This window comes from Actinophytocola sp. (genome assembly GCF_050699935.1).
GTDB lineage: Bacteria > Actinomycetota > Actinomycetes > Mycobacteriales > Pseudonocardiaceae > Actinophytocola.
The window spans coordinates 1-24,661 of record NZ_JBOHGB010000106.1; the positions used below are offsets into that span (position 1 = coordinate 1).

At 70.8% G+C, this 24,661-nt stretch carries 25 protein-coding genes, 1 tRNA gene and 1 pseudogene; 10 read left to right on the forward strand and 17 right to left on the reverse strand.

What is annotated here, in order from left to right; all coding sequences use genetic code 11:
- Positions 1 to 338 precede the first annotated feature (338 nt).
- On the reverse strand, positions 339 to 779 hold the full coding sequence (locus ACRDTB_RS26940) for a hypothetical protein (RefSeq protein ID WP_431434740.1): 441 nt from the start codon (positions 777 to 779) through the stop codon (positions 339 to 341).
- 62 nt (positions 780 to 841) lie between these two features.
- On the opposite strand from ACRDTB_RS26940, the gene ACRDTB_RS26945 reads away from it, so the two are divergent.
- From ACRDTB_RS26945 to ACRDTB_RS26970, 6 genes are all read left to right on the forward strand, one after another.
- Entirely contained in the window at positions 842 to 1,345 is a 504-nt protein-coding gene (locus ACRDTB_RS26945; protein WP_431434742.1) for a MarR family winged helix-turn-helix transcriptional regulator, read from the forward strand.
- Between the two features lie 251 nt (positions 1,346 to 1,596).
- Positions 1,597 to 2,889, forward strand: a complete 1,293-nt coding sequence (locus ACRDTB_RS26950) for an extracellular solute-binding protein (RefSeq protein WP_431434744.1) — start codon at positions 1,597 to 1,599, stop codon at positions 2,887 to 2,889.
- Positions 2,890 to 2,900: 11 nt separating this feature from the next.
- Positions 2,901 to 3,893, forward strand: a complete 993-nt coding sequence (locus ACRDTB_RS26955) for a carbohydrate ABC transporter permease (protein ID WP_431434746.1) — start codon at positions 2,901 to 2,903, stop codon at positions 3,891 to 3,893.
- Complete coding sequence (locus tag ACRDTB_RS26960) at positions 3,875 to 4,690, forward strand: carbohydrate ABC transporter permease (RefSeq protein ID WP_431434748.1); 816 nt, start codon at positions 3,875 to 3,877, stop codon at positions 4,688 to 4,690. Before ACRDTB_RS26955 ends, ACRDTB_RS26960 begins: the two co-directional genes overlap by 19 nt.
- Positions 4,691 to 4,760: 70 nt before the next feature.
- The gene (locus ACRDTB_RS26965; protein ID WP_431434750.1) at positions 4,761 to 6,350 is read left to right on the forward strand and encodes a beta-N-acetylhexosaminidase; all 1,590 of its coding nucleotides are present in this window, start codon (positions 4,761 to 4,763) and stop codon (positions 6,348 to 6,350) included.
- 527 nt (positions 6,351 to 6,877) lie between these two features.
- Positions 6,878 to 7,288 carry a hypothetical protein gene (locus tag ACRDTB_RS26970; protein WP_431434753.1) on the forward strand — a complete coding sequence of 137 codons (411 nt, stop codon included), beginning with the start codon at positions 6,878 to 6,880 and terminating at the stop codon, positions 7,286 to 7,288.
- Positions 7,289 to 7,298: 10 nt separating this feature from the next.
- On the opposite strand, the gene ACRDTB_RS26975 is transcribed toward ACRDTB_RS26970, so the two are convergent.
- The 10 genes from ACRDTB_RS26975 to ACRDTB_RS27020 form a co-directional block, all read right to left on the reverse strand.
- Positions 7,299 to 8,564 (reverse strand): hypothetical protein, encoded by a 1,266-nt coding sequence (locus ACRDTB_RS26975; protein WP_431434755.1) that lies wholly within the window; start codon positions 8,562 to 8,564, stop codon positions 7,299 to 7,301.
- Positions 8,565 to 8,623: 59 nt separating this feature from the next.
- The gene (locus tag ACRDTB_RS26980; protein ID WP_431434757.1) at positions 8,624 to 9,901 is read right to left on the reverse strand and encodes a Gfo/Idh/MocA family protein; all 1,278 of its coding nucleotides are present in this window, start codon (positions 9,899 to 9,901) and stop codon (positions 8,624 to 8,626) included.
- On the reverse strand, positions 9,901 to 10,725 hold the full coding sequence (locus ACRDTB_RS26985) for a putative RNA methyltransferase (RefSeq protein ID WP_431434759.1): 825 nt from the start codon (positions 10,723 to 10,725) through the stop codon (positions 9,901 to 9,903). The genes ACRDTB_RS26980 and ACRDTB_RS26985 overlap by 1 nt, the downstream gene beginning before the upstream one ends.
- The gene (locus tag ACRDTB_RS26990; protein ID WP_431434761.1) at positions 10,715 to 12,073 is read right to left on the reverse strand and encodes a pyridoxal phosphate-dependent decarboxylase family protein; all 1,359 of its coding nucleotides are present in this window, start codon (positions 12,071 to 12,073) and stop codon (positions 10,715 to 10,717) included. Before ACRDTB_RS26990 ends, ACRDTB_RS26985 begins: the two co-directional genes overlap by 11 nt.
- Positions 12,074 to 12,160: 87 nt before the next feature.
- Entirely contained in the window at positions 12,161 to 12,820 is a 660-nt protein-coding gene (locus tag ACRDTB_RS26995; RefSeq protein WP_431434762.1) for a hypothetical protein, read from the reverse strand.
- A 279-nt stretch (positions 12,821 to 13,099) separates the two neighbouring features.
- Complete coding sequence (locus ACRDTB_RS27000) at positions 13,100 to 13,531, reverse strand: SRPBCC family protein (RefSeq protein ID WP_431434764.1); 432 nt, start codon at positions 13,529 to 13,531, stop codon at positions 13,100 to 13,102.
- Positions 13,532 to 13,568: 37 nt separating this feature from the next.
- Entirely contained in the window at positions 13,569 to 14,003 is a 435-nt protein-coding gene (locus ACRDTB_RS27005; RefSeq protein WP_431434765.1) for a VOC family protein, read from the reverse strand.
- Positions 14,004 to 14,046: 43 nt separating this feature from the next.
- Complete coding sequence (locus ACRDTB_RS27010) at positions 14,047 to 15,081, reverse strand: nitronate monooxygenase (RefSeq protein ID WP_431434777.1); 1,035 nt, start codon at positions 15,079 to 15,081, stop codon at positions 14,047 to 14,049.
- Positions 15,081 to 17,081, reverse strand: coding sequence for an aminodeoxychorismate synthase component I (gene pabB / locus ACRDTB_RS27015; RefSeq protein WP_431434766.1), 2,001 nt, complete (start codon positions 17,079 to 17,081; stop codon positions 15,081 to 15,083). Before pabB ends, ACRDTB_RS27010 begins: the two co-directional genes overlap by 1 nt.
- A gap of 498 nt (positions 17,082 to 17,579) precedes the next feature.
- Positions 17,580 to 18,044: a hypothetical protein gene (locus tag ACRDTB_RS27020; protein ID WP_431434768.1), complete on the reverse strand. Its 465-nt coding sequence runs from the start codon at positions 18,042 to 18,044 to the stop codon at positions 17,580 to 17,582.
- Positions 18,045 to 18,515: 471 nt separating this feature from the next.
- Here ACRDTB_RS27020 and ACRDTB_RS27025 point away from each other — a divergent pair, with 471 nt between their 5' ends.
- Positions 18,516 to 18,971 carry a winged helix-turn-helix transcriptional regulator gene (locus tag ACRDTB_RS27025; RefSeq protein WP_431434769.1) on the forward strand — a complete coding sequence of 152 codons (456 nt, stop codon included), beginning with the start codon at positions 18,516 to 18,518 and terminating at the stop codon, positions 18,969 to 18,971.
- 186 nt (positions 18,972 to 19,157) lie between these two features.
- On the opposite strand, the gene ACRDTB_RS27030 is transcribed toward ACRDTB_RS27025, so the two are convergent.
- The 5 genes from ACRDTB_RS27030 to ACRDTB_RS27050 form a co-directional block, all read right to left on the reverse strand.
- Positions 19,158 to 19,230 (reverse strand) — tRNA-Ala (locus ACRDTB_RS27030).
- Between the two features lie 22 nt (positions 19,231 to 19,252).
- Positions 19,253 to 20,191, reverse strand: a complete 939-nt coding sequence (gene sepX / locus ACRDTB_RS27035) for a divisome protein SepX/GlpR (protein WP_431434771.1) — start codon at positions 20,189 to 20,191, stop codon at positions 19,253 to 19,255.
- Positions 20,192 to 20,307: 116 nt separating this feature from the next.
- Positions 20,308 to 20,961, reverse strand: coding sequence for a GNAT family N-acetyltransferase (locus tag ACRDTB_RS27040; RefSeq protein WP_431434772.1), 654 nt, complete (start codon positions 20,959 to 20,961; stop codon positions 20,308 to 20,310).
- A 16-nt stretch (positions 20,962 to 20,977) separates the two neighbouring features.
- Complete coding sequence (gene glp / locus ACRDTB_RS27045; RefSeq protein WP_431434773.1) at positions 20,978 to 22,201, reverse strand: molybdotransferase-like divisome protein Glp; 1,224 nt, start codon at positions 22,199 to 22,201, stop codon at positions 20,978 to 20,980.
- A 20-nt stretch (positions 22,202 to 22,221) separates the two neighbouring features.
- Positions 22,222 to 23,145, reverse strand: a complete 924-nt coding sequence (locus ACRDTB_RS27050) for a UTP--glucose-1-phosphate uridylyltransferase (RefSeq protein ID WP_431434774.1) — start codon at positions 23,143 to 23,145, stop codon at positions 22,222 to 22,224.
- Between the two features lie 63 nt (positions 23,146 to 23,208).
- Between ACRDTB_RS27050 and ACRDTB_RS27055 the strand changes: the two genes are divergently transcribed.
- Together ACRDTB_RS27055 and ACRDTB_RS27060 are read left to right on the forward strand one after the other, a co-directional pair.
- Complete coding sequence (locus tag ACRDTB_RS27055; RefSeq protein WP_431434775.1) at positions 23,209 to 23,778, forward strand: 5-formyltetrahydrofolate cyclo-ligase; 570 nt, start codon at positions 23,209 to 23,211, stop codon at positions 23,776 to 23,778.
- Between the two features lie 53 nt (positions 23,779 to 23,831).
- Positions 23,832 to 24,029, forward strand: a pseudogene (locus ACRDTB_RS27060) (FmdB family zinc ribbon protein); the annotation flags it as partial.
- Between the two features lie 14 nt (positions 24,030 to 24,043).
- Here ACRDTB_RS27060 and ACRDTB_RS27065 read toward each other — a convergent pair.
- Complete coding sequence (locus ACRDTB_RS27065; protein ID WP_431434779.1) at positions 24,044 to 24,196, reverse strand: hypothetical protein; 153 nt, start codon at positions 24,194 to 24,196, stop codon at positions 24,044 to 24,046.
- Positions 24,197 to 24,372: 176 nt separating this feature from the next.
- Here ACRDTB_RS27065 and ACRDTB_RS27070 point away from each other — a divergent pair.
- Positions 24,373 to 24,661, forward strand: a 289-nt coding sequence (locus ACRDTB_RS27070; RefSeq protein WP_431434776.1) for an SAF domain-containing protein, incomplete at its 3' end; no start/stop codon positions are given.

Sequence of the window (24,661 nt, forward strand, 5' to 3'; positions counted from 1 at the left end):
ACCACGCCAACACGGCTGGACCAACATCACCAAAGCCCTCCGCCACACCACCCGAAACATCACACGCCCACCAGCCCCACCCGGCATCCCACACCAACAACCAGGCAAAACAAGAAACCCCAGACCCCAACAAGACCTTGACGACGCCCCACCGGCGAGGGTGGGGGCCGCGGATCACGTAGGCGACGGGATATGGCCTCGGGGCCGGATCGATGACGGTGGACGGCTGACCACGAAGGCGGCGTGGTCGGTGATGTCGCGTCCGGCGAACGCGGGGTTGGCAGAAGGCCGGGCGAGCCGGGCATCGAGCAACGGTCGAGACTCGTGGGTGAAGATCTTCAGGTGGCCGCGACGCGCCGATCCTGCCCGACCGCGCGCTCCAGGTTCTCGGCCATCCGCCGCAGGGTGCGCACGGTCGCGTCATAGTCCTCTTCTGCCAGTCCGTTGAGGAACGTGGAACGAATGCCGCGCATCTTCGCCTCCATCGCGGCGTGTCCGGTCCGGCCGGCCGGCGTGAGCTCGTAGTGCCCCACCTCGTCCCGGGTGAGCCAGCCGCGGCGGGTCAGCTCGTCGGTGACCTCGTCCAAAACGATCGCGCCAGGACCCCAGAAGGGACGTATCGACTCGGTGAGCGCGGCCGCGTCCCGCGGGGACTCGCGCACCACGTTCATGATCTGCCAGTGCCGCCGGGTGAGCCTCTCCTCGGCGAAGGTTCGCTCGGCGACGGCCTCGATGAGACGGTCGAGGTGCTTGAGCCAGTAACCGATAGGCCGTTCCATCTTGTCCTTACCCATATAGATGTCATTTGACATATAGTTGTTCAACTATATACTTCGCTGCCGTGGAGCGCAACGGCGACGAGCACACCGAGGCGGTGGAACGCGCCATGGTGGCGATCCGCCGCAGCCAGAGCCGGCGCGCCCTCGCCCGCCTCGCGGCGGCACGCCGGAGCGCCAGGCCCGGTCGTCGACGCGGGAGCGCGGCGGCCGGCACGAGCGGTGCCGGCACCGAAGTGCTGGACGTCATCGAGGAGGCCGAGGAGGCCGGACAGCGGGCGACCGTCAGCGGTGTCGCCGCCGCCTTGGGCATCGACCAGCCACGTGCCAGCAAGCTGGTCGCCGCGGCCGTGGCCGCCGGACTGGTGCGCCGCGAAGCCGACCAGGCTGACGGCCGCCGCGCCCTGCTGGTCCGCACGCCGGCGGGCCGACGCCGGTCAGCGGAGGTACACGCCTTCCGGCGGCAGGTCTTCGGCGAGGCCATGGCGGGATGGCCGGCCGCCGACCGCGCCGAGTTCGCCCGACTCCTGAGCCGGTTCGTCGAATCCCTGGGCACGATCACCCGCTGACGATCTCCTCGCACAGCCAGGCGAGCCGTCCACGAGACGCGGTGAGAAGTTCCCGAAGCAGCCCGGGTCGCGGTGGGATGTTGGCCAGAATCCCTTGCCACACCTCGATTTCCGGCCCGATTTACAACGTCTTCAGCAACTGTCTTGACAGCGGCGCCGGGCAGGCTCACAGTTCTCCCATTGGTCTATACCACTAGGTCTGAACCATTCGGTCTAAACCACTGGTGCGGACCCGGAAGGACGGCAGAGAAGTGAAGCGCTGGACGAAGGTGATGGTCGGCGCCGCCACCATCGCACTGGCTACCGCGGGATGCGCAGGGTCGGGCGGCACCGAGAGCAGCGGCAACGAGAACACCGGCGAGCCGCGCACGCTCACCGTGTGGCTGATGAACGGCTCCGCGCCGGAATCCCTCACCGACGCACTCAACGAGGAGTTCGGGCGAACCCACGACGGCGTCACCGTCAAGTACGAGGTCCAGGAGTGGAACGGCATCCAGGACAAGCTGACCACGGCCCTGGCCAGCGACGACCCGCCGGACGTGATCGAGCTCGGCAACACTCAGGCCCCGTCGTTCGCCGCCGAGGGGGTGCTCACCGACCTCAGCGGCGACGTCGGCGACCTGAACGGCGACCAGTGGCTCGCGAGCCTGAAGGCCTCCGGCGAGTGGGACGGCAGGCAGTACTCCACGCCGTTCTACGCCGCCAACCGCGAGGTCATCTACCGCACGGACATGTTCCAGCAGGCCGGCATCGCGGCCCCGCCGAGCTCGCGTGCCGAGTGGCTCGACGCCATCACCAAGCTGAAGGCGAAGTTCGGCAAGGACAAGCGGTTCCAGCCGCTGTACCTGCCCGGCCAGAACTGGTACGCCCTGCTGTCCTTCATCTACGACGAGGGTGGCGACATCGCCGAGCAGAACGGCACCGAGTTCACCGCGACCGTCGACAGTGCCGAGACCAAGGCGGCCCTGGAGTTCTACAAGCAGCTGGTCGAGGTGTCCGGCACCACCGCGCCGAAGGACAACGACGAGCAGAACCCCGAGCAGGCCGGCATCTACGGCCAGGGCAACGTCGCGATGATGATCGCGCTGCCGTGGGAGGTCGACACCGCGGCCAAGGACAACGCCGACATCAAGGCCAAGACCTCCGCCTTCCCGATCCCGTCCGAGAACCCGGGCGAGACCGCGCCCGTGTTCCAGGGCGGCTCGAACCTCGCCATCCCCGTCAACAGCAAGAACGCCGACCTCGCCAAGGAGTACCTGACGCTGCTGCTCAGCGACGAGTACCAGGGCCAGCTCGCCGAGGCCGGCATGGTGCCCGGTGCCTCCACCGACCTCTCGGCGCTGGACGCGAACCCGGTGAGCAAGGCGATGGCGCAGGCCTCCCGAAACGGCAAGGCCGTCCCCGCCACGCCGAAGTGGGCGACCATCGAGGCCGGCCAGAACCCGCTCAAGGACATGCTGACCGCCTACCTGACCGGCGCGAAGGATCTCGACACCGCGACCGCCGACGCCGACGAGGCGCTGGACGCGGCGCTGCGCGGCTGATGCCGGCCGCGATGACACGGACAGCGCGGATCTCGGTGCCGGCGGGCCATCCCCCGCCGGCACCACCACGCTCCAGCCGGTCGCGCCGGGCCGGACTCGGGGACCGCGCCGTCCCGTACCTCCTGCTCGCGCCCGCCGTGATCACCATGCTGGTGCTGCTCGGCTGGCCCGCGATCCAGGTCGTCGGCATCAGCTTCCGCCGGCTCGACCTCGGCGAGCTCGTCCGCGGCGAGGTCGTCTGGGTCGGCCTGGACAACTACGCGACCGTGCTCGCCGACCCCGAGGTCTGGACGATCACGCTGCGAACGGTCGCCTTCACCATGGCCTGCGTGGCCGCCACGGTGCTCGCCGGCCTGCTGATCGCCCTGCTCATGCGGCACCTGTCGGTCAGGGTTCGCGTCGCCGTGCAGGTCTGCCTCGTGCTCGCCTGGGCCACGCCGATCCTGGCCACCACGACCGTGTTCCAGTGGATCTTCGACCAGCAGTACGGGATCCTCAATAAGACCCTGGTCAAGCTCGGCTTCGACTCGTTCGCCGGGTTCTCCTGGTTCTCCTCCGGCGCGAGCACGCTGACCGTCATCGGGCTGCTGATCGTGTGGCAGGCCGTGCCGTTCGTCTGCTTCACGATCTACGCCGGCCTGCTCGCCGCCCCGCGCGAGCTGTACGAGGCGGCGAGCATCGACGGCGCGAGCGCGTGGCAATCGTTTGCGACCGTGTCCTGGCCGGCGATCCGGTCGCTGGTCACCCTGGCCACGTTCCTGTCCGTGATCTGGGACTTCAAGGTGTTCGCCCAGGTATGGGCGATCCGCCAGGGTGGCCCGGACGGCGAGAGCACCACCCTGCCGCTGCTGCTGTACCTGCGCGGCATCGCCGGGCGACACTTCGGCGTCGCGTCCGCGATCGCCGTGCTGATGATCGTCGTCCTGCTCGTGCTCACCGCCCGCTACCTGCGGCTGCTGCTGCGCTCCCGGGAGGCCGACGTCTCATGGGACGGATCCTGGTGAACACACTGGGCGTGCTCGTCGCCGTGCTGTTCGCGTTCCCGACGTACTGGATGATCACCAGCGCGTTCAAGCCGTCCGGCGACCTGCTCACCGCGGACTACGACCTGGTCCCGCTCGCGGTCACCCTCGACAACTTCGCGAGCGCGATCGCCAAGCCCGGCTTCACCGTGCACCTGACGAACAGCCTGATCGTCACGCTCGGCGCGGTCGCGTGCGCACTGGTCGCGGGCGTGCTCGCGGCGTTCCCGCTGGCCCGGCTGCGCTTCCGGGGGCGCAGGGGGTTCCTGCTGCTGGTGCTGGTCGCGCAGATGGCCCCGATGGAGGCGCTGTTCATCCCGATGTTCCTGCTCATGCAGGACGCGGGGTTGCTGAACACCCTGCCGTCGCTGTTGCTGGTGTACTTCGCGATCACGCTGCCGTTCACCGTGTGGACGCTGCGCGGGTTCGTCGCGGGCATCCCGTTCGAGCTCGAGGAGGCGGCGATGGTGGACGGCTGCGGCCGGTTCGGCGCGTTCCGCCGGGTGGTGCTGCCGCTGCTCGGGCCGGGCCTGGTGGCGACGTCGGTGTTCGCGTTCATCACGGCGTGGAACGAGTTCCTGTACGCGCTCGTGTTCATGCGCGACTCGGACAAGCAGACGCTGCCGGTGTGGCTGTCGACGTTCCGGACGGTCTTCGGCACGGACTGGGGCGGCATCATGGCGGCGTCGGTGCTCTACGCGCTGCCGGCGCTGGTGTTCTTCCTGATCGTGCAGCGCAAGCTGGTGTCGGGCGCGACCGCGGGCGCGCTGAAGGGCTGACGGGTTGTGGTCTGGACCACCTGTGGTCTATACCTGATGGACCTGTCCCTCGGCAGTCCCAGGAGGACCCGTGTCCAGGCATCCTGCTCCCCGACGCGCCGCAACGGTGCTGGCCGTCGCCGCACTGACACTGGCCGGCGCGGCCACGCCGTCCTCGGCGGCACCCGACCACTCTGTCAAGGAGTCGCGCATGAACCAGGTGATACCGGCCCCGGTGTCGGTCACACCTGACCGCAACGGCGGCGAGTTCCGGCTGACGCCGAACACCGCCATCCACGCCGACCGAGGCGCTCGGCAGGTCGCCGAGTACCTCGCCGACCTGCTGCGGCCGCCGACCGGCTACCGGCTTCCGGTGTCGGACCGCGGGCACGGCCCGGCCATCTCGCTCGAGCTGGGCAGGGTCGACCCGGCCCTCGGCGAGGAGGGCTACGAGCTCGGCGCCACCCGCCGCGGGGTCGAGATCAAGGCGGGCACGGCCCGCGGGTTGTTCGCGGGGGTGCAGACGCTGCGCCAGCTGCTGCCGGCGCAGGTCGAGAGCCGGTCGGTGCAGCGCGGGCCGTGGACCGTGCCGGCGGGCCGGATCGTGGACGAGCCGCGGTTCGCCCACCGCGGCGCGATGCTGGACGTGTCGCGGCACTTCTTCTCGCCGGAGGAGGTCAAGCGCTACATCGACCAGATCGCGATGTACAAGATCAACCGGCTGCACCTGCACCTGGCGGACGACCAGGGCTGGCGGATCGAGATCAAGAGCTGGCCGCGCCTCGCGACGTACGGCGGCTCGACGGAGGTCGGCGGCGGGCCCGGCGGGTACTACACGCAGGAGGAGTACCGCGACCTGGTCGCCTATGCCGCCGAGCGGCAGATCACGATCATCCCGGAGATCGACATGCCGGGGCACACGAACGCCGCGCTGGCCTCGTACGCGGAGCTGAACTGCGACGGCGTGGCGCCGCCCCTGTACACCGGGATCGAGGTCGGGTTCAGCTCGCTGTGCATCGACAAGGAGATCACCTACCAGTTCGTGAGCGACGTGCTCGGCGAGCTGGCGGCGCTCACGCCGGGTGAGTTCCTGCATCTGGGCGGGGACGAGGCGCATGTGACGACGGAGCCGGACTACATCAAGTTCTTCGCGCGGGTGCTGCCGATGGTGGACGCGCTGGGCAAGAAGGTGTCCGGCTGGCACGAGCTGATCAAGGCCACGCCCTCGACGACGGCCGTCCCGCAGTACTGGGGCACGACGAACTCGAACGACCTCGTGAACGACGCCGTGGCGCGTGGCAACAAGATCCTGATGTCGCCGGCGAACAAGGCGTACCTGGACATGAAGTACGACGAGAACACGCCGCTGGGCCTGTCGTGGGCGGGCTACATCGAGGTCGCGGACGCGTACGGCTGGGACCCGGGCACGCACATGCAGGGCGTGCCGGAGTCGTCGATCGTGGGCGTCGAGGCTCCACTGTGGTCGGAGACGCTGGAGAACAGCGACCACGTCGAGTTCATGGCGTTCCCACGCCTGCCGGCCATCGCCGAGCTGGGCTGGTCACCGTGGTCCACGCACGACTGGGAGTCGTTCCGGACCCGGCTCGCCGCGCAGGGCCCGCGGTGGACCGAGCTGGGCATCGACTTCTACCGCTCGCCGCAGATTCCCTGGCCTGAGTGAGGCCGGCCTCGGGCCCATCGTCGGACCGCACCCACCCCGGCGATGGGCCTTCCGGGCTGTCCACAGCCCCGGCCCAGCACGCGGTTTTCGTCGGTGTTAGCCGGTAGTCTGGAAATCGGGGGCTCCCCGGCACGTTGTCCACAGCCCTACTCCGCGCCGCCCGTGATTGTCGGTCCCTCGCGCTAGACTGGTAATTCGGGGGGCCCTCGGGCGGTTGTCCACAATGCCAACGGGTGTCCACAGATCTCCTCGGCACCGCCTGAACTGTCCGCCCCCGCCGGTAAGCTGGAAATCGGGGGGACCCCGGGGCCGGTAGTCCACAGGCTTGGCTTGGTGGGGCGGTTTTGTCGGTGTGCGCCGGTAGGCTGGAACCAGGGGGACCCCCTCGCGGTTGTCCACAATGGGCGTGACTATCCACAGATTTTCGCGTACGTGCCGGGATTTCGCGCACTCGTGCCAGAGTGGGGGGGCCGGGACCCCTCCCGGCCGGACACGTGCACACTCGTGGCCGGCGTGGGGAGGTCCTGGTGTCGAGTGTCGAGGAGATCCGTGCGAACCGGCCGCCGGAGGTCGGTGTCGCGCGCGTCCTGCTGATCATCGCCGTGGTGTCGTGGTTGCCGATCGTGCTCCAGCTCTACGGCCCGACCGGTGGCCTGGCGTCCGTGGCGATGTTCTTCGCGGTGTACGGATCGTTCGGCGCCGTGAAGGGCAGGCAGGCGGGCCGGCTCATGACGACCATCGCGCTCGCGGCGGCCGTGCTCCTCATGCTGCCCTATTGCTGGCTGGGCTTCCGCGACGACGAGAACCCGTACGGCTTCGTCTACGCCACGGTGGACATCGCCGCGGTGCTCCTGGCCGCGGTCGCCGTCGGGCTGCTGTACCACCCGAACAGCAACCGCTACGTCCACCTGGTGACCGTGGCCCGGCAGGCGAGCTGACGACCGACGGCTACCCCCGGCCGATGAGGTCTGTGGTCCCATTCCGCGCAACGAGCGCCCGCGCAGCGGGCAGCGGGTACAACCCGTCCTCCTCGTCGCGCGCGGTGTGCGCCACCACCTCACCGGTACGGAAGTCGAGGAGCCACGCGTCGGTGGGCTCGCCGCCGTCTTCGCCACCGCAGTGGAGAAGCACCGTTCCGTACCGCCACGTGGCATCCACCGGCAACGTGAGCCCGGTGCACGACAGGTCGCCGGTCTCTCGGGTCCACTGCCGCTCGCCGGTCATCCAGTCCTCGGCCACCAGCACATCGCCTTCGAGCGTGATCGCCCAACGCCTGGTCGGGTCGTCCTGCTCGCCTTCGTCCAGCCTCACCGAGTCGCCGAGGTACCCCAGACCGATGATCGCCGACACCTCGTTCGGCTCGACGGTCAGCTCACGTCCGTCGCCGGAGTTGGGATCGATCAGTGCCGTCACCTCACCGGCTCCGTCGCTCGTGCAGTACACGTACGGGTAAACGCCGTAGAACAGGCTCCCGAAGATCCCGTAGCGGCCCGGGCACGGCGACGCGGACCGGCCGGTGCGCCACAGCTCCCGCCCCTCGGCGGACAACGCCCACATCTCGTCGCCGTCGTGCGCGATGACCTGCCCCCCGGGCGACCAGGTGGCCGCCGCCACGGGCCTGTCGGTCACCACGGCACCGGTGTCCGCGTCGAGCAGCCGTAGCCGACCGGGGTACTCGTCGACGTCGACCACGACCGGTGGGACGGACTTCCACTCCTCACCGCACCCCGACTCGCCTCGCCACGCTTCCGATCCGTCCGCCCGACGCAGGCCGACCAGGGTGGCGGGCCCACCGTCGCCGTAGTTCCCCTCGCAGAGGTTCAGCACGACCGTGTCCGGCGTGATCGCCGCGACGTAGCCGTCATTGCCGGCGGACTCCCACCACACGGTGCGCCCGCGTGCGTCCCACGCCACCAAGCCGCCGCCGTCCCATCCCAACCCGCTACCGGTGTCGTCCAGGGACACGACGGCGTGGACTCGCAGCTGCAGCCCGTTGCCCATGTCGCCGTTGCGGAGGTCGAGAATCCGGGGGTACCGGTCGTCCTCGACCTTGACGATGGCACGGTCACCGGAGGCGGCCAGGACATCCGTGACCTGGAATTCCTCTGTCCACAACACGGAGTCGTCGGACAGCCACCACCAGCCGACACCGACGACGAGCAGGACCACCACAGCGACCACGCCGCCGACCAACCATGTGCGCTTCTTCCCCATGACCACCAGCGGTAGACGGGCGCGAACCCGACCCTGGTTCCGCCCGCGACCGCGAAACCTCAGTGCGGCAGCGCCGAGCCGACCGGCTGCACCGTGCCCGTCAGCCTCGCCCGCTCCGCGGCGAACACCGCCCGGTGCGACTCCAGGGACTCCGCCGGGCCGGACAGGATGTGCGACGCGTCGCCGGTCGCCACCGCCCTCGTGAACGCGTCCAGCAGGCCCGCGTCGCCGCCGCCGTGGCCGGCTCCGGCGTCGGCGCCGACATCGGGGCCCGCGGTCGGCACCTCGTGGACCGACGCCTCGCCGGTCACGAAGTCGTGCGCCCGCACCCGCTCCCCCGTGCCGTCGAGGTAGCCGCGGGTGCCGAAGATCTGCGTGCGCCGGTCGAGGTGCGGGGTGAACGCGGTCATCGTGAACGTCGCCGTCACGCCGCCGGCGAACTCCATCGCCACCACCTGGTGGTCGACCACGTCGTTGTCGCACGCGTACACGCACCGGCCGTACGGGCCGTCCCGCAGCGCCGCGCGCACCCCGGCCTCGCTCACGTCGTCGGTGATCACGCTGACCGGCCAGCCCGTGCGGCCCTCCCGCAGTCTGCCGAGGTAGAGCCGCGGCGCGGAGTACGGGCAGTCCGGCTCGATCCCACACGACACGCACCGGTCCGCGGCGCCGGCCGGCTGCTGCGAGCGGTGGAAGTGCGCCAGCGAGCCGAAGCTCGACACCCTCTCGATCGGCCGACCGACGATGTGCCGCAGCCAGTCGATGTCGTGCCCCGACTTCGCCAGCAGCATGAACGACGCGGTGTCGCTGCGCCGCCAGTTGCCCCGCACGTACGAGTGCGCGTAGTGCCAGTGCCCCACCGGCTCCAGGTGCTGCACGCTCATCACGTCACCGATCCGGCCCTCGTCGAGCAGCCCCTTGACCAGCCGCGTGTACGGCCGGTACCGCATTACGTGGCAGACCGCGAACAGCACCCCCGCGTCGGTGACCGCGCGCACGAGCTCGGCGCACTCCTGCTCGGTCGGCGCGAGCGGCTTCTCCACCATCAGGTGATATCCGTTGTCCGCCAACGTGATCGCGGGTCCGACGTGATCGGAGTCCTGGGTGGTCACGATCGCCGCGTCGGCCAGCCGGGGCGCGGCGGCCAGCTCCTGCCAGGACCGGAACGCCCGCTCCGGCGGGATCTCGTGCCGCCGTGCGAACGCCTCGCGCTGGTGGGTCCGCGGCTCGGCCACCGCGAGCACCCGCCCGCGGTCCGGATGGCCCGCGATCCACTCGCCGTAGCCGAAGCCCCGTTGTCCCGCGCCCGCCAGGGCGAACGTCACCGGCCGGTCCATCACGCCCTCCGAAAGGCAGTCACCACAACCGATGCGGTCGTCCGCACCGGCTCGGGCAGCACCGCCACCCGCTCCCGCACCGTGTCGAGTCCGACGTGCCACGCGCTCGGCCCCATGCCCACCAACGACAGCACATCACCGTGCGAGAGCGCCAGCTCGAACTCGCACGTGTCCTGAGTGGACGGCCGAAGGCCCGGCGCCAGCTGCCCGGCGATGTGCTGTGCCTTGTCCGGTGGCACGGTCAGCAGGCCGAGGTCCGCGACCAACCCGGCGAGGTGCTCGGTGGTCGGGGACACCACGACCAGGACGCCGTCCGGCGCGAGGATCCGGCCGAGCTCGGCCGGGTTGCGCGGCGCGAACACGTTCAGCGCCACCGAGATCGTGCCGGTCCGAACCGGCAGCGTGCCCCACACGTCGCAGCCCACCGCGCCGATGTGCGGGTGCGCGCGGGCCGCCCGGCGCAGCGCCGGCTTGGAGATCTCCAGCGCCAGGCCCACCCGGTCCGGCACCGCGTCGAGCACCGCGGCGAGGTGGTGCCCGGTGCCCGCGCCGACATCGGCCACGCATCCGCCGGCATCACCCGCCGCACCGGCCACGGCCCGGGCGATGGGCGCGTAGTGACCCGCGTCGAGGAAGGCGGCGCGCGAGGCGACCATGTCCGCGCTGTCGCCGCCCACCGATGCCCTGCCGGACAGGAGGTTCACGTATCCCTGCCGCGCGACGTCGAACCCGTGCCCGGTCGCGCAGCGCACCGCGGTGCGCGACGCCGTCAGGCCGCCACCGCAGTGCGGGCACGCCAGGTACGGCAGGACGTCAGTCAGCATGCGACGCCAGCGCCTCGATCCGCCGGTGCAGCCGGTCGACGCGCGCCTCCGACTCCGGCTTCATCAGCACGCTGCGCAGCAGCCGCGCACCGTCCACATCGGCCACCACGGCGGGGTGGCGGCGGGCGAGCTCGGCCGCGCCGACCCTGACGACGGACAGGAAGACCGGGTCCTGCTTGTCCCGCATGCCTTCGGTCATCACCCGCGCGCTCGCCGCGTCGATCGCCGACAGGCGCTCCCGGCGGGGGAAGTAGCTGACGATGTCGAGCTCGGGCTGCTGGTAGAGCTCCAGGTGCGGCGAGTCCTCGATGAGCTCCGCCCAGCCGAGCGCCGCCCGCCGGCCCGCGGCGAGGAACCGGCCGAGCCCGTCCCGCGTCGGCGGGATGACCTGGAACGTCAGCCACAGCGCGGCGGCCGCGGCGCCCGCGCGCGAGCACTCGAGGCTGATCTCGCCGAGGTGCAGGTCGGCCTCGGTGAAGTAGGTGTACGGCGAGTCGTGGTGGTAGAAGCGGGCCACGGACGGGTCGGCGAAGATGACCGCGCCGCAACCGTAGGGCTGCAGCCCGTGCTTGTGCGGGTCGACCACGACCGAGTCGCAGCGGGAGATCGCGCGCCACGGTCGCGGGTCGATCGACTCCTCCTCGTCGAGAAGCGCGTAGAAGCCGCCGTACGCGGCGTCCACGTGAAACCGCACGCCGTAGCGCTCCTTGAGTGCCAGGGCGTCGTGGACCGGGTCGACGGCGCCGAGCCCGGTGGAGCCCGCCGTGAGGACGACCGTGCCGATCTCCTCGTGGCGCAGCAGGTCCTCGAGCGCGCCGAGGTCCATGCGTCCGGCCGCGTCGACCGGCACGGTGTGGCCGGGCATGCCGAGCACCTGGCACATGCGGGCGTGCGTGTAGTGGCTCTCCGCGCTGAACGCGACGCCCTTGCCGGGATGGGACTCCCGCGCCACGAACAGCGCCTCGAGGTTGGCGACGGTGCCGCCACCGGTGAGGTGCCCGAGGTGGGTGTCGAACCCGAACATCCCGGCGAGCGCGGCGACGGCCTCACGCTCCATCCGCGCGGTGGCGGGCCCGCCGTCCTGCGCGTGGTTGTTCGGGTTGACCAGCATCGCGGTCAGGTAGCCCGCGACGGCCACCGGATGCGGCGGCTTGAGCATCTGGCCGGCGTAGTCGGGGTGGAAGTACGGGTAGTTGTCCGTGAGTCGCTCGGTGAGCTCGGCGAACGCCGCGCGGAACCGATCGGGGTCGACGTGCTGACACGGGTGGGCCGGGTAGTCGGCGAAGCTCCGCTGCCACGCCCCGACCGCGTCGATCCCCTGGCCCAGCCACGCGGAGAGATCGGTCATGCGCCCACGATCGCACGGACCCGTCCCCGGACGCGACGAAGGACGCCTCCCGCTCCGAGGCGTCCTTCGTCAACGGGTGTTCAGCGGTCAACGACGGGCGGCGCTCCTGCGCATCAGGAGCAGCAGCGCGCCACCGCCCAGGAGCAGTGCGGCGCCGATCGCGACGAGAGGACCGGCCGGCACCCCGGTCGCGGCCAGTTCCTCCTCCTCCGCCGCGGGTGACACGTCCTCGGACGTCGTGGTCTCGGCGGGGCCGCCCGGCTGCTCGGCCTCCGGCGAGGTGGTCGTCGTCGGAACCTCGGTCGTCGGTGGTGTCTCGGTCCTGCCCACGCCGCACACGAACCAGTGGCTCACGTCGGCGGGCTTGCCGCTGGGCACGAGCGGCGCGTGCAGGTCCTGCCACGGCAGGTCACCGAGGCCGGCCGTCTCGTACAGGTTGTAGTGGGGACCGCCCTTGACGATGACACCGACGATCTCGATGCCGTCCGGCACCGCGGTGATGTCGACGCCGGCGGTGTTGTCGCCGCCCGTGAACTCGATGTCACCGAGCGGGACGGCGGTGCTGCCGGGGAACAGGTCGGGGCAGTGCTTCTCGACGACGTTGCCCGAGTGGGCCGTCGCACGGTCGTCACCGGGGTCGAGCGTCCGGTCAGGACTGGCGGAGGCAAAGCTGGACAGGCTGATCAGGGCACCGGCGGCAATTGACGCCACGATCAGGGAACGGCTGACGGCGGTTAACCGGTTCATAGGGGCTCCGGGGACATGAGTTTGCCAACTGAACTATCGATTTCTACACCCGATCGAAGGAGACCATGACACCCGGGTCCCTATTCCGCGTGCGCGTGTCGACGGCCCAGGCCACCCCCGAGCCGCCACCTGCACAAACAGTCGCCGACTCGGACAATCCGTGTCGCGGCAGCGCTTTCGCGGTCGGCCGGCACCCACTCGAGTCCGTGTTGGACGGTCACGACACTCGCCGGCCACGCTCCCGCCCAGGTCGCGCGATGGGCACACCGTGCGTGGTCGTCAGGTCGCCGCGTGCTTGGCCAAGCCGTCCACGCTCCGCTGGAGGAACCGGCCCAGCGCGCGGTGCAGCAACCAGCCCGTGCCGACGTACTTGGCACCGAAGCTGACCGTCCAGGTGATCTCGGTGCCGGAGTCCGTCGGGACGAGGTCGATCACGCCCCGGTAGTCGCGCACCGGCAGGCCGTCCAGGTGGTTGTACCGGAACTGCCGGTCTCGCACGAAGCCCGTGATCTCGTCGCGGCCCCGGATGCGGCCGTTGACGAACACCCGCACCGCGCCGACGCCCTCCGGCTCGCCGTCGCCCTCGCGTTCCAGCTCGAAAGCCGTGAGGGCGCCCCATTCCGGCCAGGTGGCGCCGTCCCGCAGCAGCCGGTACACCTCGCCCGGCTCCGCCGAGCTGCGTGCGGACTTCTCGATCACATAGCGGCGCACAGCCGTGATACTGCCATTTCCGGCCGCACCCGGCGCGTCAAACAACGCAGAACTCGTTGCCCTCCGGGTCCGCCATCATCACATGGTCACCCCTCCCGTCGTCGTCGTACTGGCGCACCACCGTCGCGCCGGCGGCCTTCAGCCGCTCGACCATGTCGAGCACCCTCGGCCACCGCACGTCCCACGGCGTCTGCCGGCCACCGCCGGCCTTGACGTCGACGTGTAATCGGTTCTTCACGACCTTCGGCTCGGGCACCGTGAGGAAGGAGATCGTGGGCCCCACTCCGGCCGGGTCGGTCAGGTACGCGGCGTCGTCCCACTCCTCCTCCGGCACGCCGAGGCTGGCCAGCCACTCGTGCGTGCTGGCGAACCCGCCCGGCGGCGGCGACGCCACGTATCCCAGGGCCAGCGCCCAGAACCGAGCCAGCTCACCCGGTTGCGCGCAGTCGACGGTCAGTCCCCACTTCGTCATGCCCGCGAACCTACGCCGGGGGTCTGACAAAACGGGCCGGCACCTACGAGAACCGGCGCGCGGCCTCGGCGATCGCGGCCCGCGCGCCGTCGCCCAGGGTCGTGACGAGCTCGGCGGCCGGCATCTCGCGCGCGAACTCGTGCGCCTGCCCCGCCCAGAGCGACATCGCCTCCGGGTCACCCGCCCCGCGCAGCATCCTCGTCAGGTGGTGCACGTGCGGGTACGCGGTCGGCGCCGCCGCGGAGTGCTTGGTCACGAAACGGTTCACCAGCGCCCGCGCGGGCCGGCCGGTGAACGCCCGGGTGACCGCCGTCCGTCCTTCCCGGACCAGCGCGTCCCGGTGCACCTGGCTCGTCCCCGCCTCGGGGCACAGCAGGAACATCGTGCCCAGCTGCGCCGCCCGCGCGCCGGCCACCAGCACCGCCGCCACGTCCGCGCCACAGGACAGTCCGCCGGTCGCGATCAGCGGCGCGTCCACCGCCGCGATCACCTTGCGCAGCAATGGAAGCAGGCTCGTGTCGTCGAGCGGCCCGGCGTTGTTCTGGAACGTGCCGCGGTGTGCTCCCGCCTCCGATCCCTGCACGCACAGCGCGTCCGCGCCCGCGGCCACGGCCTTGCTCGCCTCGGTCGCCGACGTCACCGTGACCACGACCGTGCAGCCGGCCTCCTTCAGCTCGGCCATCACGAAGGAGTCCGGGCACCCGAAGGTGAAGCTGACGACCGGCACCCGCTCCTCGCGCACCACCGCCAGCTTGCCGATCCACCCGTCGTCCTCGTCGACCGCGTCGCCGAGCTCGACGCCGTAGCGCTGCGCCTCGACGGTCAGCCGGTCCCGGTACCGGGCCAGCGCCGGTCCATCCACAGTGGACGTATCCGGGACGAAGATGTTCACGCCGAACGGCTGGTCCGTGAGCCGGCGGACCGCGTGGACCTGCTCACGCACGTCGCGCGGGATCAGGTAGCCGGCCGCGAGGAAGCCGAGCCCGCCCGCGTTCGACACCGCGGCGGCCAGCTCGGGCGTCGACATGCCGCCGGCCATCGGCGCCTGGACTACCGGGTGGCGCAGCTCATCGAGGATCATCGGGGAAACTCCTGGTCCAGCAAGCGAAGCAGCGGGGTGGCCTTGACCGCGGTCTCCGCGAGCTCGGCGTCCGGTTGGGACAGTGCGATGATCGCACCGCCGACACCGTAGGACACTTCGTCTGGCGCCACCACAAGGGTACGGATCACGATGCTGAGATCCGCGGAACCGGTGAGCGAGAAGTAGCCAAGCGCACCGGAGTAGACGCCACGTGGCCCGCCCTCCAGCCGGTCGATGATCGACATCGTGCGGATCTTCGGCGCGCCGGTCATCGAGCCGCCGGGGAACGCGGCGCGCACGCAGTCGACCGCCGTCGCGTCCGGCCGCAGCCGCGCGCGGACCGTAGAGACCAGCTGGTGCGCGGTCGGGTGCGTCTCGACGGCGAACAGCTCGTCGACGGTCACCGTGCCGAGCTCGGCGACCGACCCGAGGTCGTTGCGCACCAGGTCGACGATCATCAGGTTCTCCGCGCGGTCCTTGACGCTCGCCGCGAGGTCGGCACGCAGCGCCGCGTCCTCGGCCGGGGTCGCGCCGCGTGGCCGGGTGCCCTTGATGGGCCGCGACTCCGCGACACCGTCGGCGGACACTCGCAGGAACCGTTCGGGTGACGCGGACAGCACGCTCAGCTCACCGAGCCGCAGCAGGGCGGAGTACGGCTCGGGATTGTCGCGGCGCAGCACGCGGTAGGCCGGCCACGGGTCCAGCTTGCCGCGCGCGCAGAGGCGGTTGGTCAGGCAGACCTCGTAGGTCTCGCCGGCGATGATCTCCCGCTGGCAGGCGGCGATCAGCCCGAGGTAGGTCGCGTGGTCGTGGCGCTGGGTGAGCGGCCCGAGCTCGATGCGCGGCGGCTCGGGCGGCGGCTCGCCGAGCGCGTGAAGTGTCGCCTCGGTGTCGTCGAGCCACGTGGCGTTCGCGGGATGGTCGAGCGCGAGCAGGTGGATCTCGTGAGTGCGGTGGTCCAGTGCGACGGCCCGATCGGCGAAGATCATCGCGGCGTCGGGCTGCCTGGAGCGGTGGGCGCGCTCGCCGCCGCACTCGGCCTTGAGCTCGTAGCCGAGGTAGCCGACCCAGCCCAGGGCGAAGCCGAACGGCAGCTCGGCGCGGACCCGGTTGACGGCCAGGTCCCGCGCCAGCCAGTCCAAAAAGGATCCGTCGACGATCCGCTCGCCGGCCGCCGAGCGGATCGTGACGCGCCGCGCGGCGACGTCCGCCGTGGCGACCCGGGCGAGCGGACCGGCGGCGTCGCCGAGGAAGGAGAAGCCGCCGGAGTCATCGGCTGCCTCGCTCGCGCTGTCGAGCCAGAACGCGTGCGCGGAGTCGCGGTAGAGGGCGTCGAACACGGCCTCGGCGGAGACGGCGGCGCGGACCTTCCGGTGCAGCAGCCGCGGCCCGGCCGGGGTCCGCACGTGGATGACCGGGCGGTGGCGGCGGGTCGAACCGAGGAAGTTGCCGAGCAGGCGGTGGCCGTACTCGGTGCGGATGGACTCGGGGTGGAACTGGACACCCCACTGCGGCCTCGTGCGGTGCCGGACGGCCATCAGCGTGCCGTCGGGGGTGGTCGCGATCGGCTCGAGTTCGCCGGGCAGGCGGGTGACGGTGAGCGAGTGGTAGCGGACGGCGTCGAACGGCGAGGGCAGCCCGGCGAGGATGCCGGCCCGCTGGTGGACGATGGGTGAGATCTGGCCGTGCCGGACCTCGGGCGAGGGGCCGACCTCGCCGCCGTGGACGTGGCAGATGCCCTGGTGGCCGAGGCAGACGCCGAGCAGCGGGATGGTGGCCGCGCGGATGGCGCCGGCGCAGATGCCGAAGTCGTGGGGGCGCTCGGGGCGGCCGGGCCCGGGCGAGATGATCACGTTGTCGAAGCGGTCGAGCTCGGTGGGCGTCCAGCCGGGCTCGTCGTTGCGCACGACGGTCGGCGCCACGCCGGTGACCGCGCCGACGTGGTGGTACAGGTTGTAGGTGAACGAGTCGTAGTTGTCGATGATCAGCGTGCGCATCAACCACCTCGCGGGGACGGCCCGAGCCTGACCGATGGGCTCTCGTCGGCGCAAGGAGGGATCTGTCACGCGCGAGGTGGTACTGACCGGCAGCCAGGGCCAACGCTCCCACTGCCGGCCAGGGGTCTGGTCTCTCGCTCGCGGCTTTCAGAGTGCGGACCACGTTCGCGCAGGTCAACGCGCCTCGACCGAGCCTCGACGCGGTCGCCGGGCGACCGCGAGGACCCGAATGTTCACTTTTGCCGGCTTTGCTGGTCGGTCGTACGAGGAACGGGCTACGGGGGGCTTATGACGGTGAGCAGGCGGGCGACCTTCCATGGCCGACCACCCCAAGCGGCGAGCTTTCCGCCAAGAAGCGGTTTCCACATTCCTTGTCGGCCGATGAACACCAGCATGAGAGCTGCGGGGTCGGCGGATATGTGGGCGTCGACGTCATGTGCGCCCCCCGCGTCGAGCGTCAACGAACCGCGGTCGAAGACGAGCGACGTGCGTCCACTTTCACGCAGGCGCAGATCGAAGCGGGCTCGGAAGGATCCGGCCTTCTCCTGGTTCAAGAAGGCAGTGGGCGGCAGAGCCGCGATGAGCGGAAGCGCGGCGCCCAGTGGCTCTGGCGATGTCGTGGCCGTGGACCAGGCATTCCTCGAGCAGGTGACACGCCACCGCCGAAGGCGGCAGTTGGGCACCTTGCAGCCAATCGACGGTGACTGCTCGCGAGCGGGACGCGGCGGCGTCGAACTCGTTCGCGAGCGTGCCGATGCGATCGGCGAGTACGGCTGGGTCCCGTTCACCGTCCTCGGCCAGCAGCTTCGCGTTGGCCTCGGCCATTCCGGCCGTCGTCACGATGGCTTCCGGGACCGGTCTTTCCGGCGAGGGCGTCGGTGTCGAAGCGAAAGACATGAGCCAGGTGAGCCGCGACATCGCCCACCGTCCAAGTTCCGACCTGTGCGTCGCGGCCGGGACCATGTCAGCACCTTCCTGGCGGGAGCGCTTCTGGCGTCAGCACTTCCGGACACGGTCGGCCAGGTGCAGGTCGTTGGCCACTACGACTCCCTTGGCGTCTTCCGCCGGACGTCCCCACGCTCCGGCGGTGTGCGCCACCCGCCGGGCGCCACCCGCCGGGCGCGAACCGCCGGTCGCGGATCGCCGCCGCGAACCGGTCTGGCGCGTCGGACCGCACGAAATGTCCGGCGCCTTCGACATTTAGATGGGGGTCGCCGGTGATCGGCCGGCCCCAGGTGTTGGCCAGCACCAGACCCGCGAAGGCGGCGGGTCGATGTTCGACGATGGCGATGCCGTTCGAGAGCCGTGTATCGGGACGTGATCCGCGCCCTGCGGAACGAGGGAACAGCTCGTCGTCGACCCACGCAGGCTTCCCGTGTCGGCCATGACCACACTCCTCTCGCTGGCTGCGGTCTCGCCCGGGCGCTCGACGTCGTGGGCGACCGGTGGAACCTGCTCGTCGTCCGCCAGCTCCTGATGGCTCCCGCCCGCTACCGCGAGCCGCTTGATGGACTCCCCGGCGTGGCCACGAACCTGCTCGCCGACCGTCTCCGCGACCTCGAAACCGCCGGAGTGGTCGAGCGGCTGGCCGAGGAGGGCAACGCCATTGTGTACGCGCTCACGCCTTGGGGCGCCGAGCTGCGGGAGCCGATCGAGAGCCTCGTCCGCTGGTCTACGCCGCTGATGGCACGCGGGGGCGGCGACCGCTTCCGCGCCGAATGGCTCGTCGTGGGCGTCCGTGCCCTGCTCGTCAGCAGGGCGGCCGCACGCCGGTCATCGACGGTGGGGATCGCGGTCGACGGCCAGCTGCTCCAGGTGCGGGCGAGGCGCTCGGGCACAGAGGTGAGCCTGCATGATGGTCGCGATCTCGATGCCGTCGTGCGCGGATGACCGCCCGCCGCATTCTTCTGTTCTGAATGGAGAGCGCGAGCGAGATCGTGTTTGACAGACAGAGATCCACTCACGCTGGGTCGAAAGAAGCTCGCACCGTGGGGTCTGCGGGGGCCGCCCCCGCTAATCATGACGCTCGACCCGGCGAGGCTGCGCCAGCAACCGAGCAGGCCGAGCCGGAGAGCGTGGAGCTGAGGGGAATCGAACCCCTGACCCCCTCGATGCGAACGAGGTGCGCTACCAACTGCGCTACAGCCCCTGATGCCGCGTGAGCATAACAGCTACTCGCCCACGGCCCGGCGGTAGGGCAGCGAGCCAGGCTCGTCGAGATCCTCGAATGCGGGGTCCTCGTCGTCGAGGTCGACGACCACGGCACCGGCGCGTACGACGGGGGGCGTGTACGGGCCGTCGGAGACGCGCTCGCGGGGGCCGGGCTCGTCGGGCTCGTGCGCCTCGTCGTAGGCCTCCGGCTCCTCGTAGGCTGTCTCGTACGGCTTCTCGTAGGCGTTTTCGTAGGTTTCGTAGACCTCGGGCTCGTACGCGGACTCTGCGGAACGCTGGCGCGCGGCGGCGGCCTGGGCGCGGCGGACACGGTTCATCCTGGCGAGCCGCCGCTCGCGGATCTCGGTCTCGATGCGGACCTGGCGCCGCAGGTACACGAGGTAGCTGATGAGCACGACGTCGATCGCGCCGTGGCCCCACCACAGCATGGGGAACACGACGCCGGCGACTACGGCCGACGCGACGGCGCCGATGAGCATGGCGAGCACGACGCGCTGGCGGAAGGCGTACTTGGCCTTAGCGATGATGAAGGCCGCCTCGGGGTCGAAGCCGCCCCGGCCCGGGCGGTAGCGCCGGGCGTACTGGAGGTCCGCCTCGTCGTAGTAGCCAGCGCTCATCTCGTCACGCGTGTCCCGGTCGGCATCATGGGCGACGTCTTCTGCGGCCTCGTCGGCGACGGGCTCGGGCTCGTCGTCGGCGAATTCTTCACCGAGATCCTCGTCGATCATGTCAGTGTCGCGCATGGGGGCCTCCTCCATGCCGTATTCCGGGTCGTCCCGCGTGTCCGTGTCGGCCTCACCGCTCCCGCTTCGCACCACTCTGGCCGCCAGTTCCGAGTCCGCGGTCTTCGCGACCTCCTGGCGCTTGCGCACGATCATCGGCACGAGGACGACGAGCCATGCCAGCACGAGCGCGACCACGACAAGCGAGCTCGGCATGCCTCGACACCTCCCCCGTGACGATTTCCGCGGCAACTTCCGCCGCCACGTTAGTCACAACAGTCACACGCGTGTCGGAGGCGCGCCGTAACACCCACCGAAGATCGACAGGTGGATCAGCCGAGCTCGGCGCGCCCCTCGGCGACCAGCCGGTTGACGAGTCCACTCGGGACGTCCTCTGTGGTCACTGCGAAACAGAGGTGGTCACGCCAACCTCCGGCGACGTCGAGGTAACGGCGGAACAGACCTTCTTCGCGGAAGCCGAGTTTCTTGAGGACCCGGATGCTCGCGTAGTTCTCCGGCCGCACGGTCGCCTCGATGCGGTGCAGTCCGGCCTCGGCGAAGCAGTGGTCCACGACCAGTGCGACCGCGCCCGTGGCCACGCCGCCGGCCGTCGCGTGGGTGCCGACCCAGTAGCCGACCCAGGCCGAGCACAGCGATCCGCGCACGACGTTGCCGACCGTCACCTGCCCGGCCAGCTCGCCGTCCACGGTGATCACGAACGGCAGGGTCAGCCCGCGCCGCGCGAGCCCGCGCAGCGTCGACAGCTGGCCGGGCCAGGCCAGCGCGGAGTTGTTGTCGTTCCAGTTGCCCGGCACGGTCGGTTCCCAGCTCTGCAGGTGCAGCCGGTCCCTTCGGCGCACCCTGCTCCACGCCGCCGCGTCACGCAGCCGCGGCTTGCGGACCTCGAGCACACCGGCGGCCACCCGCAACGGCCCGAGGTGGGCCGGCCAACCGGGATGGCGGCCCTGCGGCACCGACCAAGTCACGCCGTGGGCCGTCCCTTCAGCCACGCTGTGCCAGGAAGCTGACCTGGACCTCCTCGCCGACGACGACCTCGGTGGTCTCGTCGTCGACCAGGATCAGGCAGTTCGCCTCGGCGAGCGAGGCCAGCAGGTGCGAGCCGGACATGCCCAGCGGCTGCGCGAGGTACTCGCCGTTGTTCTCGTCGCGCAGCAGCTGCCCGCGCAGGAAACCCTTGCGCCCTTTGGCCGACGTGATCGGCGAGAGGAGCCGCGCGGAGATCTGCCGGCGGTGCGGGTTGCGCTTGCCCTGCGCCGCGCGGATCAGCGGGCGGACCATCACCTCGAACACCACGAGTGCGCTCATCGGGTTGCTGGGGAGCAGGAACGTCGGCACGGCGTCGGGGCCGAGCCGGCCGAAGCCCTGCACGGAACCGGGGTGCATCGCGACCCGGGTTATGTCGACGTCGCCGAGCTCGGAGAGGGACGCCTTGATCTCGGCCGCGAACTCGCCGCCGACACCGCCCGCGATCACGACGATCTCGCTGAGCAGCAGCCGGCCCTCGACGATCTCCCGCAGCCGCCGGGTGTCGCTCGGCACGATGCCGACCCGGTTCACCTCGGCGCCGGCGTCGCGAGCGGCCGCGGCCATTGAGTACGAGTTGACGTCGTAGACTTGGCCCTGGCCCGGCGTCCGGTCGATGTCCACGAGCTCGTCGCCGAGCGAGATGATCGACACCCGAGGTCGGGGATAGACCAGCACCTTGGCGCGGCCGACCGCGGCGAGCAGGCCGACCTGGGCGGAGCCGATCGGCGAGGCGCGGCGCACCGCGACGTCACCGGTCTGCACGTCCTCACCAGTCCGGCGGACGAACGCGGCGGAGGGCACCGGCTGGTGCACGGTCACCCGCGCGTGATGGCCGTCCGTGTAGCCGACCGGCACGACGGCGTCGGCGAGCGTGGGCAGCGGTGCGCCGGTGTCGACCCGCACGGCCTGGCCCGGCTGCAGCCGGCGCGGCTGGCGGGAGCCGGCCGGGATCTCGCCGACGACCGGCAGCACTACGGGCTCGTTGCCGGCCTCCCGGACGTCGACGCTGCGCACCGCGTAGCCGTCGACCGCGGCCTGGTCGAACCCGGGCAGCGCGCGCTCCGCGACGACCTCCTCGGCGCAGAGCAGACCTTGCGCCTCGGAGATGGCCACCCGGACGGGGGCAGGGCGAACCGCGGCGGCAAGCGCCCGGCCGAGCTGCTCGTCGACTGACCTCATTTCGACCCCGTCTTACGTCGCTATTCCTCCACGCGCCCGCGCAACCACTCGCGAAGGTCAGGCCCATACTCCGGGTGCCGGAGTGCGAAGTCCACGGCGGCACGCAGGAAACCGCCAGGATTGCCCAGGTCGTGACGTTGGCCCCGATGGACGACCACGTGCACGGGGTGACCTTCGGCGATCAGCATCGCGACGGCGTCGGTGAGCTGCAACTCGCCGCCCGCGCCGGGCGTGATGCGCTTGAGCGCGTCGAACACGGCACGGTCGAGCAGGTAGCGGCCGGCCGCGGCGAAGGTGGACGGCGCGTCCTCGGGCGCCGGCTTCTCGACCATGCCGTTGACCTTCTTGACGCCGGGGTCGTCGGTGTCCTCGACGTCGAACACGCCGTACGGGGAGATCTCCGCCTTCGGGATGTCGAACGCGCACAGCACGGTGCCGCCGTGCTTCGCGCGGGTCCGGGCCATGCGGACGAGCACACCGGTGGGCAGTACGAGGTCGTCGGGCAGCAGCACGGCCACCGCCTCGTCCTCCGGGGTCAGGTTCGGCTCGGCGCAGCTGACGGCGTGGCCGAGGCCGAGTGCCTCGTCCTGGATCGCGGTCTCCACGTCCAGCAGGCTGCCCGCGTGGCGGACCTTCTGGAGCAGGTCGGTCTTGCCGCGCTGCTCGAGCGCCTCCTCCAGCTCTGGCTGCGGCTGGAAGTACCGGGCGACCGCGTCCTTGCCCGGCGAAACCACGATGACCAGCCGCTTCGCGCCCGCCTCGGCGGCCTCGGCGGCGACGTACTCGATGCCTGGGGTGTCGACTACCGGCAGCAGTTCCTTGGGCACGGCCTTGGTTGTCGGAAGGAATCTCGTGCCCAGTCCGGCGGCCGGCACGATGGCGGTCCTGATGCCGCCGGCGAAAGCGGAATCAGGGTCAGAACTGATGGCGGTAGTGGGGGCCATGGACAGCCAGCCTAACCTCATGTCGTGGCCCGGCCTGGGAGTGATCGAGAACAGACCGCCGCGATGACCAAGTGGCGGTGGCGCAAGGAGCTGCTCTCCGAGCGGCGGCGGGTACCCGCCAGCGTTCGGTTCGCCGAGGCCATGTCTTTGTCCAGCCACCTGACCAGCGGCCGAGTCGTGTTCCCCGGCCAGACCGTGTGTGCTTTCGTACCGATCGCCTCCGAACCCGGTTCCGTGCAGATGCTGGACGACATGAACGACTTCGGCGCCCGGGTGCTGCTGCCGATCGTCACCGGCAACGGTCCGCTCGAGTGGAGCTTCTACGCCGGTCGGGACTCGCTGCGCCCCGGGCCCTACGGGCTTCGCGAGCCGATCGGCGAGGTGCTCGGCACCTCGGCACTGCGGATCGCCGACCTCGTGCTCGTGCCGGCGCTCGCCGTGGACCGCAACGGCGTCCGGCTCGGTCGCGGGGCGGGGCACTACGACCAGTCGCTACCGCTGGCCTCGAACGGGACCGAGCTCGTGGCGGTCGTGCGCGACCAGGAGATCTTCGAGGAGCTCCCGAGCGAGCCGCACGACGTGCGGATGACCGCTGTGCTCACCCCGAACCGGGGTCTACTCCGGTTCGTGTGACGTTGGCACTCCCGCTGGAGGACGTTTGCGCTCCGGTGGCGTTCTGGCGCAGAATGTGCCTTAGCACTCTGACTGTGCGAGTGCCAAGACCCGTGAGAGGGAGCAGGCCCGTGCCCACCTACCAGTACGCGTGTACGGCGTGCGAGCACCGCTTCGAGGCGGTGCAGTCCTTCAGCGACGCGTCGTTGACCGAGTGCCCGGAGTGTGCCGGCCGCCTGCGCAAGCTCTACGGCTCGGTCGGGGTGGTGTTCAAGGGGAGCGGCTTCTACCGCACCGACAGCCGCTCGGAGGCGAAGGCGGACGCCTCGGCGTCGTCGGAGAGCAAGTCGTCGGAGAGCAAGTCCTCCGAATCGTCGTCGTCTGAATCGTCGTCGTCTGAAACTTCATCGTCGTCCTCCTCGTCGTCGTCTTCGTCCACCAAGGACTCCGGTGCGTCGTCCTCGGGTTCGTCTTCGGGATCATCGTCCTCCGGCGGTACGACAGGCGCGTCGAAAATCGCGTCCTGAGAGCCGGGTTATCCACAACCCGCCCGCTTGTCCACAGCCGGCGATCTCCCACCGCTGACCGACGCCCGGCGCCCGTAGCGTCGGTGTCATGCCCGCTCCGCTGACTCCCCTCCTTCGAGACCGCCTGCGACAGTTCCGCACCGCCCGCGGCTGGCCCCGCGGGCTCGCGCTGCGCCGCGTCGTCGCCGGCGTCCTCGTGCTGCTCGCCGTGGCCCTGGCGGTGCGTCCACCGCCGCAGGCACGCGGCGAGCCGACGGTGCCGATGCTCGTCGCCGCGCGGGACCTGGCACCGGGGGCGAGCCTGCGCCCGGCCGACGTGCGGGTCGTGCGCGCGCCGGAGTCGTTACGCCCGCCCGCCGCGCTGACCGCCGCCGAGC

Bases quoted from the DNA above. Each gene is read 5' to 3' on its own strand.
- ACRDTB_RS26980 (WP_431434757.1), bottom strand. From the start codon at position 9,901: ATGGACCGGCCGGTGACGTTCGCCCTGGCGGGCGCGGGACAACGGGGC.
- ACRDTB_RS27055 (WP_431434775.1), top strand. From the start codon at position 23,209: ATGACCAAGTGGCGGTGGCGCAAGGAGCTGCTCTCCGAGCGGCGGCGG.
- glp (WP_431434773.1), bottom strand. From the start codon at position 22,201: ATGAGGTCAGTCGACGAGCAGCTCGGCCGGGCGCTTGCCGCCGCGGTT.
- ACRDTB_RS26990 (WP_431434761.1), bottom strand. From the start codon at position 12,073: ATGACCGATCTCTCCGCGTGGCTGGGCCAGGGGATCGACGCGGTCGGG.
- ACRDTB_RS27005 (WP_431434765.1), bottom strand. From the start codon at position 14,003: ATGACGAAGTGGGGACTGACCGTCGACTGCGCGCAACCGGGTGAGCTG.
- ACRDTB_RS26985 (WP_431434759.1), bottom strand. From the start codon at position 10,725: ATGCTGACTGACGTCCTGCCGTACCTGGCGTGCCCGCACTGCGGTGGC.
- ACRDTB_RS26995 (WP_431434762.1), bottom strand. From the start codon at position 12,820: ATGAACCGGTTAACCGCCGTCAGCCGTTCCCTGATCGTGGCGTCAATT.
- ACRDTB_RS26955 (WP_431434746.1), top strand. From the start codon at position 2,901: ATGACACGGACAGCGCGGATCTCGGTGCCGGCGGGCCATCCCCCGCCG.
- sepX (WP_431434771.1), bottom strand. From the start codon at position 20,191: ATGCCGAGCTCGCTTGTCGTGGTCGCGCTCGTGCTGGCATGGCTCGTC.
- pabB (WP_431434766.1), bottom strand. From the start codon at position 17,081: ATGCGCACGCTGATCATCGACAACTACGACTCGTTCACCTACAACCTG.
- ACRDTB_RS26940 (WP_431434740.1), bottom strand. From the start codon at position 779: ATGGAACGGCCTATCGGTTACTGGCTCAAGCACCTCGACCGTCTCATC.
- ACRDTB_RS27050 (WP_431434774.1), bottom strand. From the start codon at position 23,145: ATGGCCCCCACTACCGCCATCAGTTCTGACCCTGATTCCGCTTTCGCC.
- ACRDTB_RS27020 (WP_431434768.1), bottom strand. From the start codon at position 18,044: ATGGTCCCGGCCGCGACGCACAGGTCGGAACTTGGACGGTGGGCGATG.
- ACRDTB_RS26975 (WP_431434755.1), bottom strand. From the start codon at position 8,564: ATGGGGAAGAAGCGCACATGGTTGGTCGGCGGCGTGGTCGCTGTGGTG.
- ACRDTB_RS26960 (WP_431434748.1), top strand. From the start codon at position 3,875: ATGGGACGGATCCTGGTGAACACACTGGGCGTGCTCGTCGCCGTGCTG.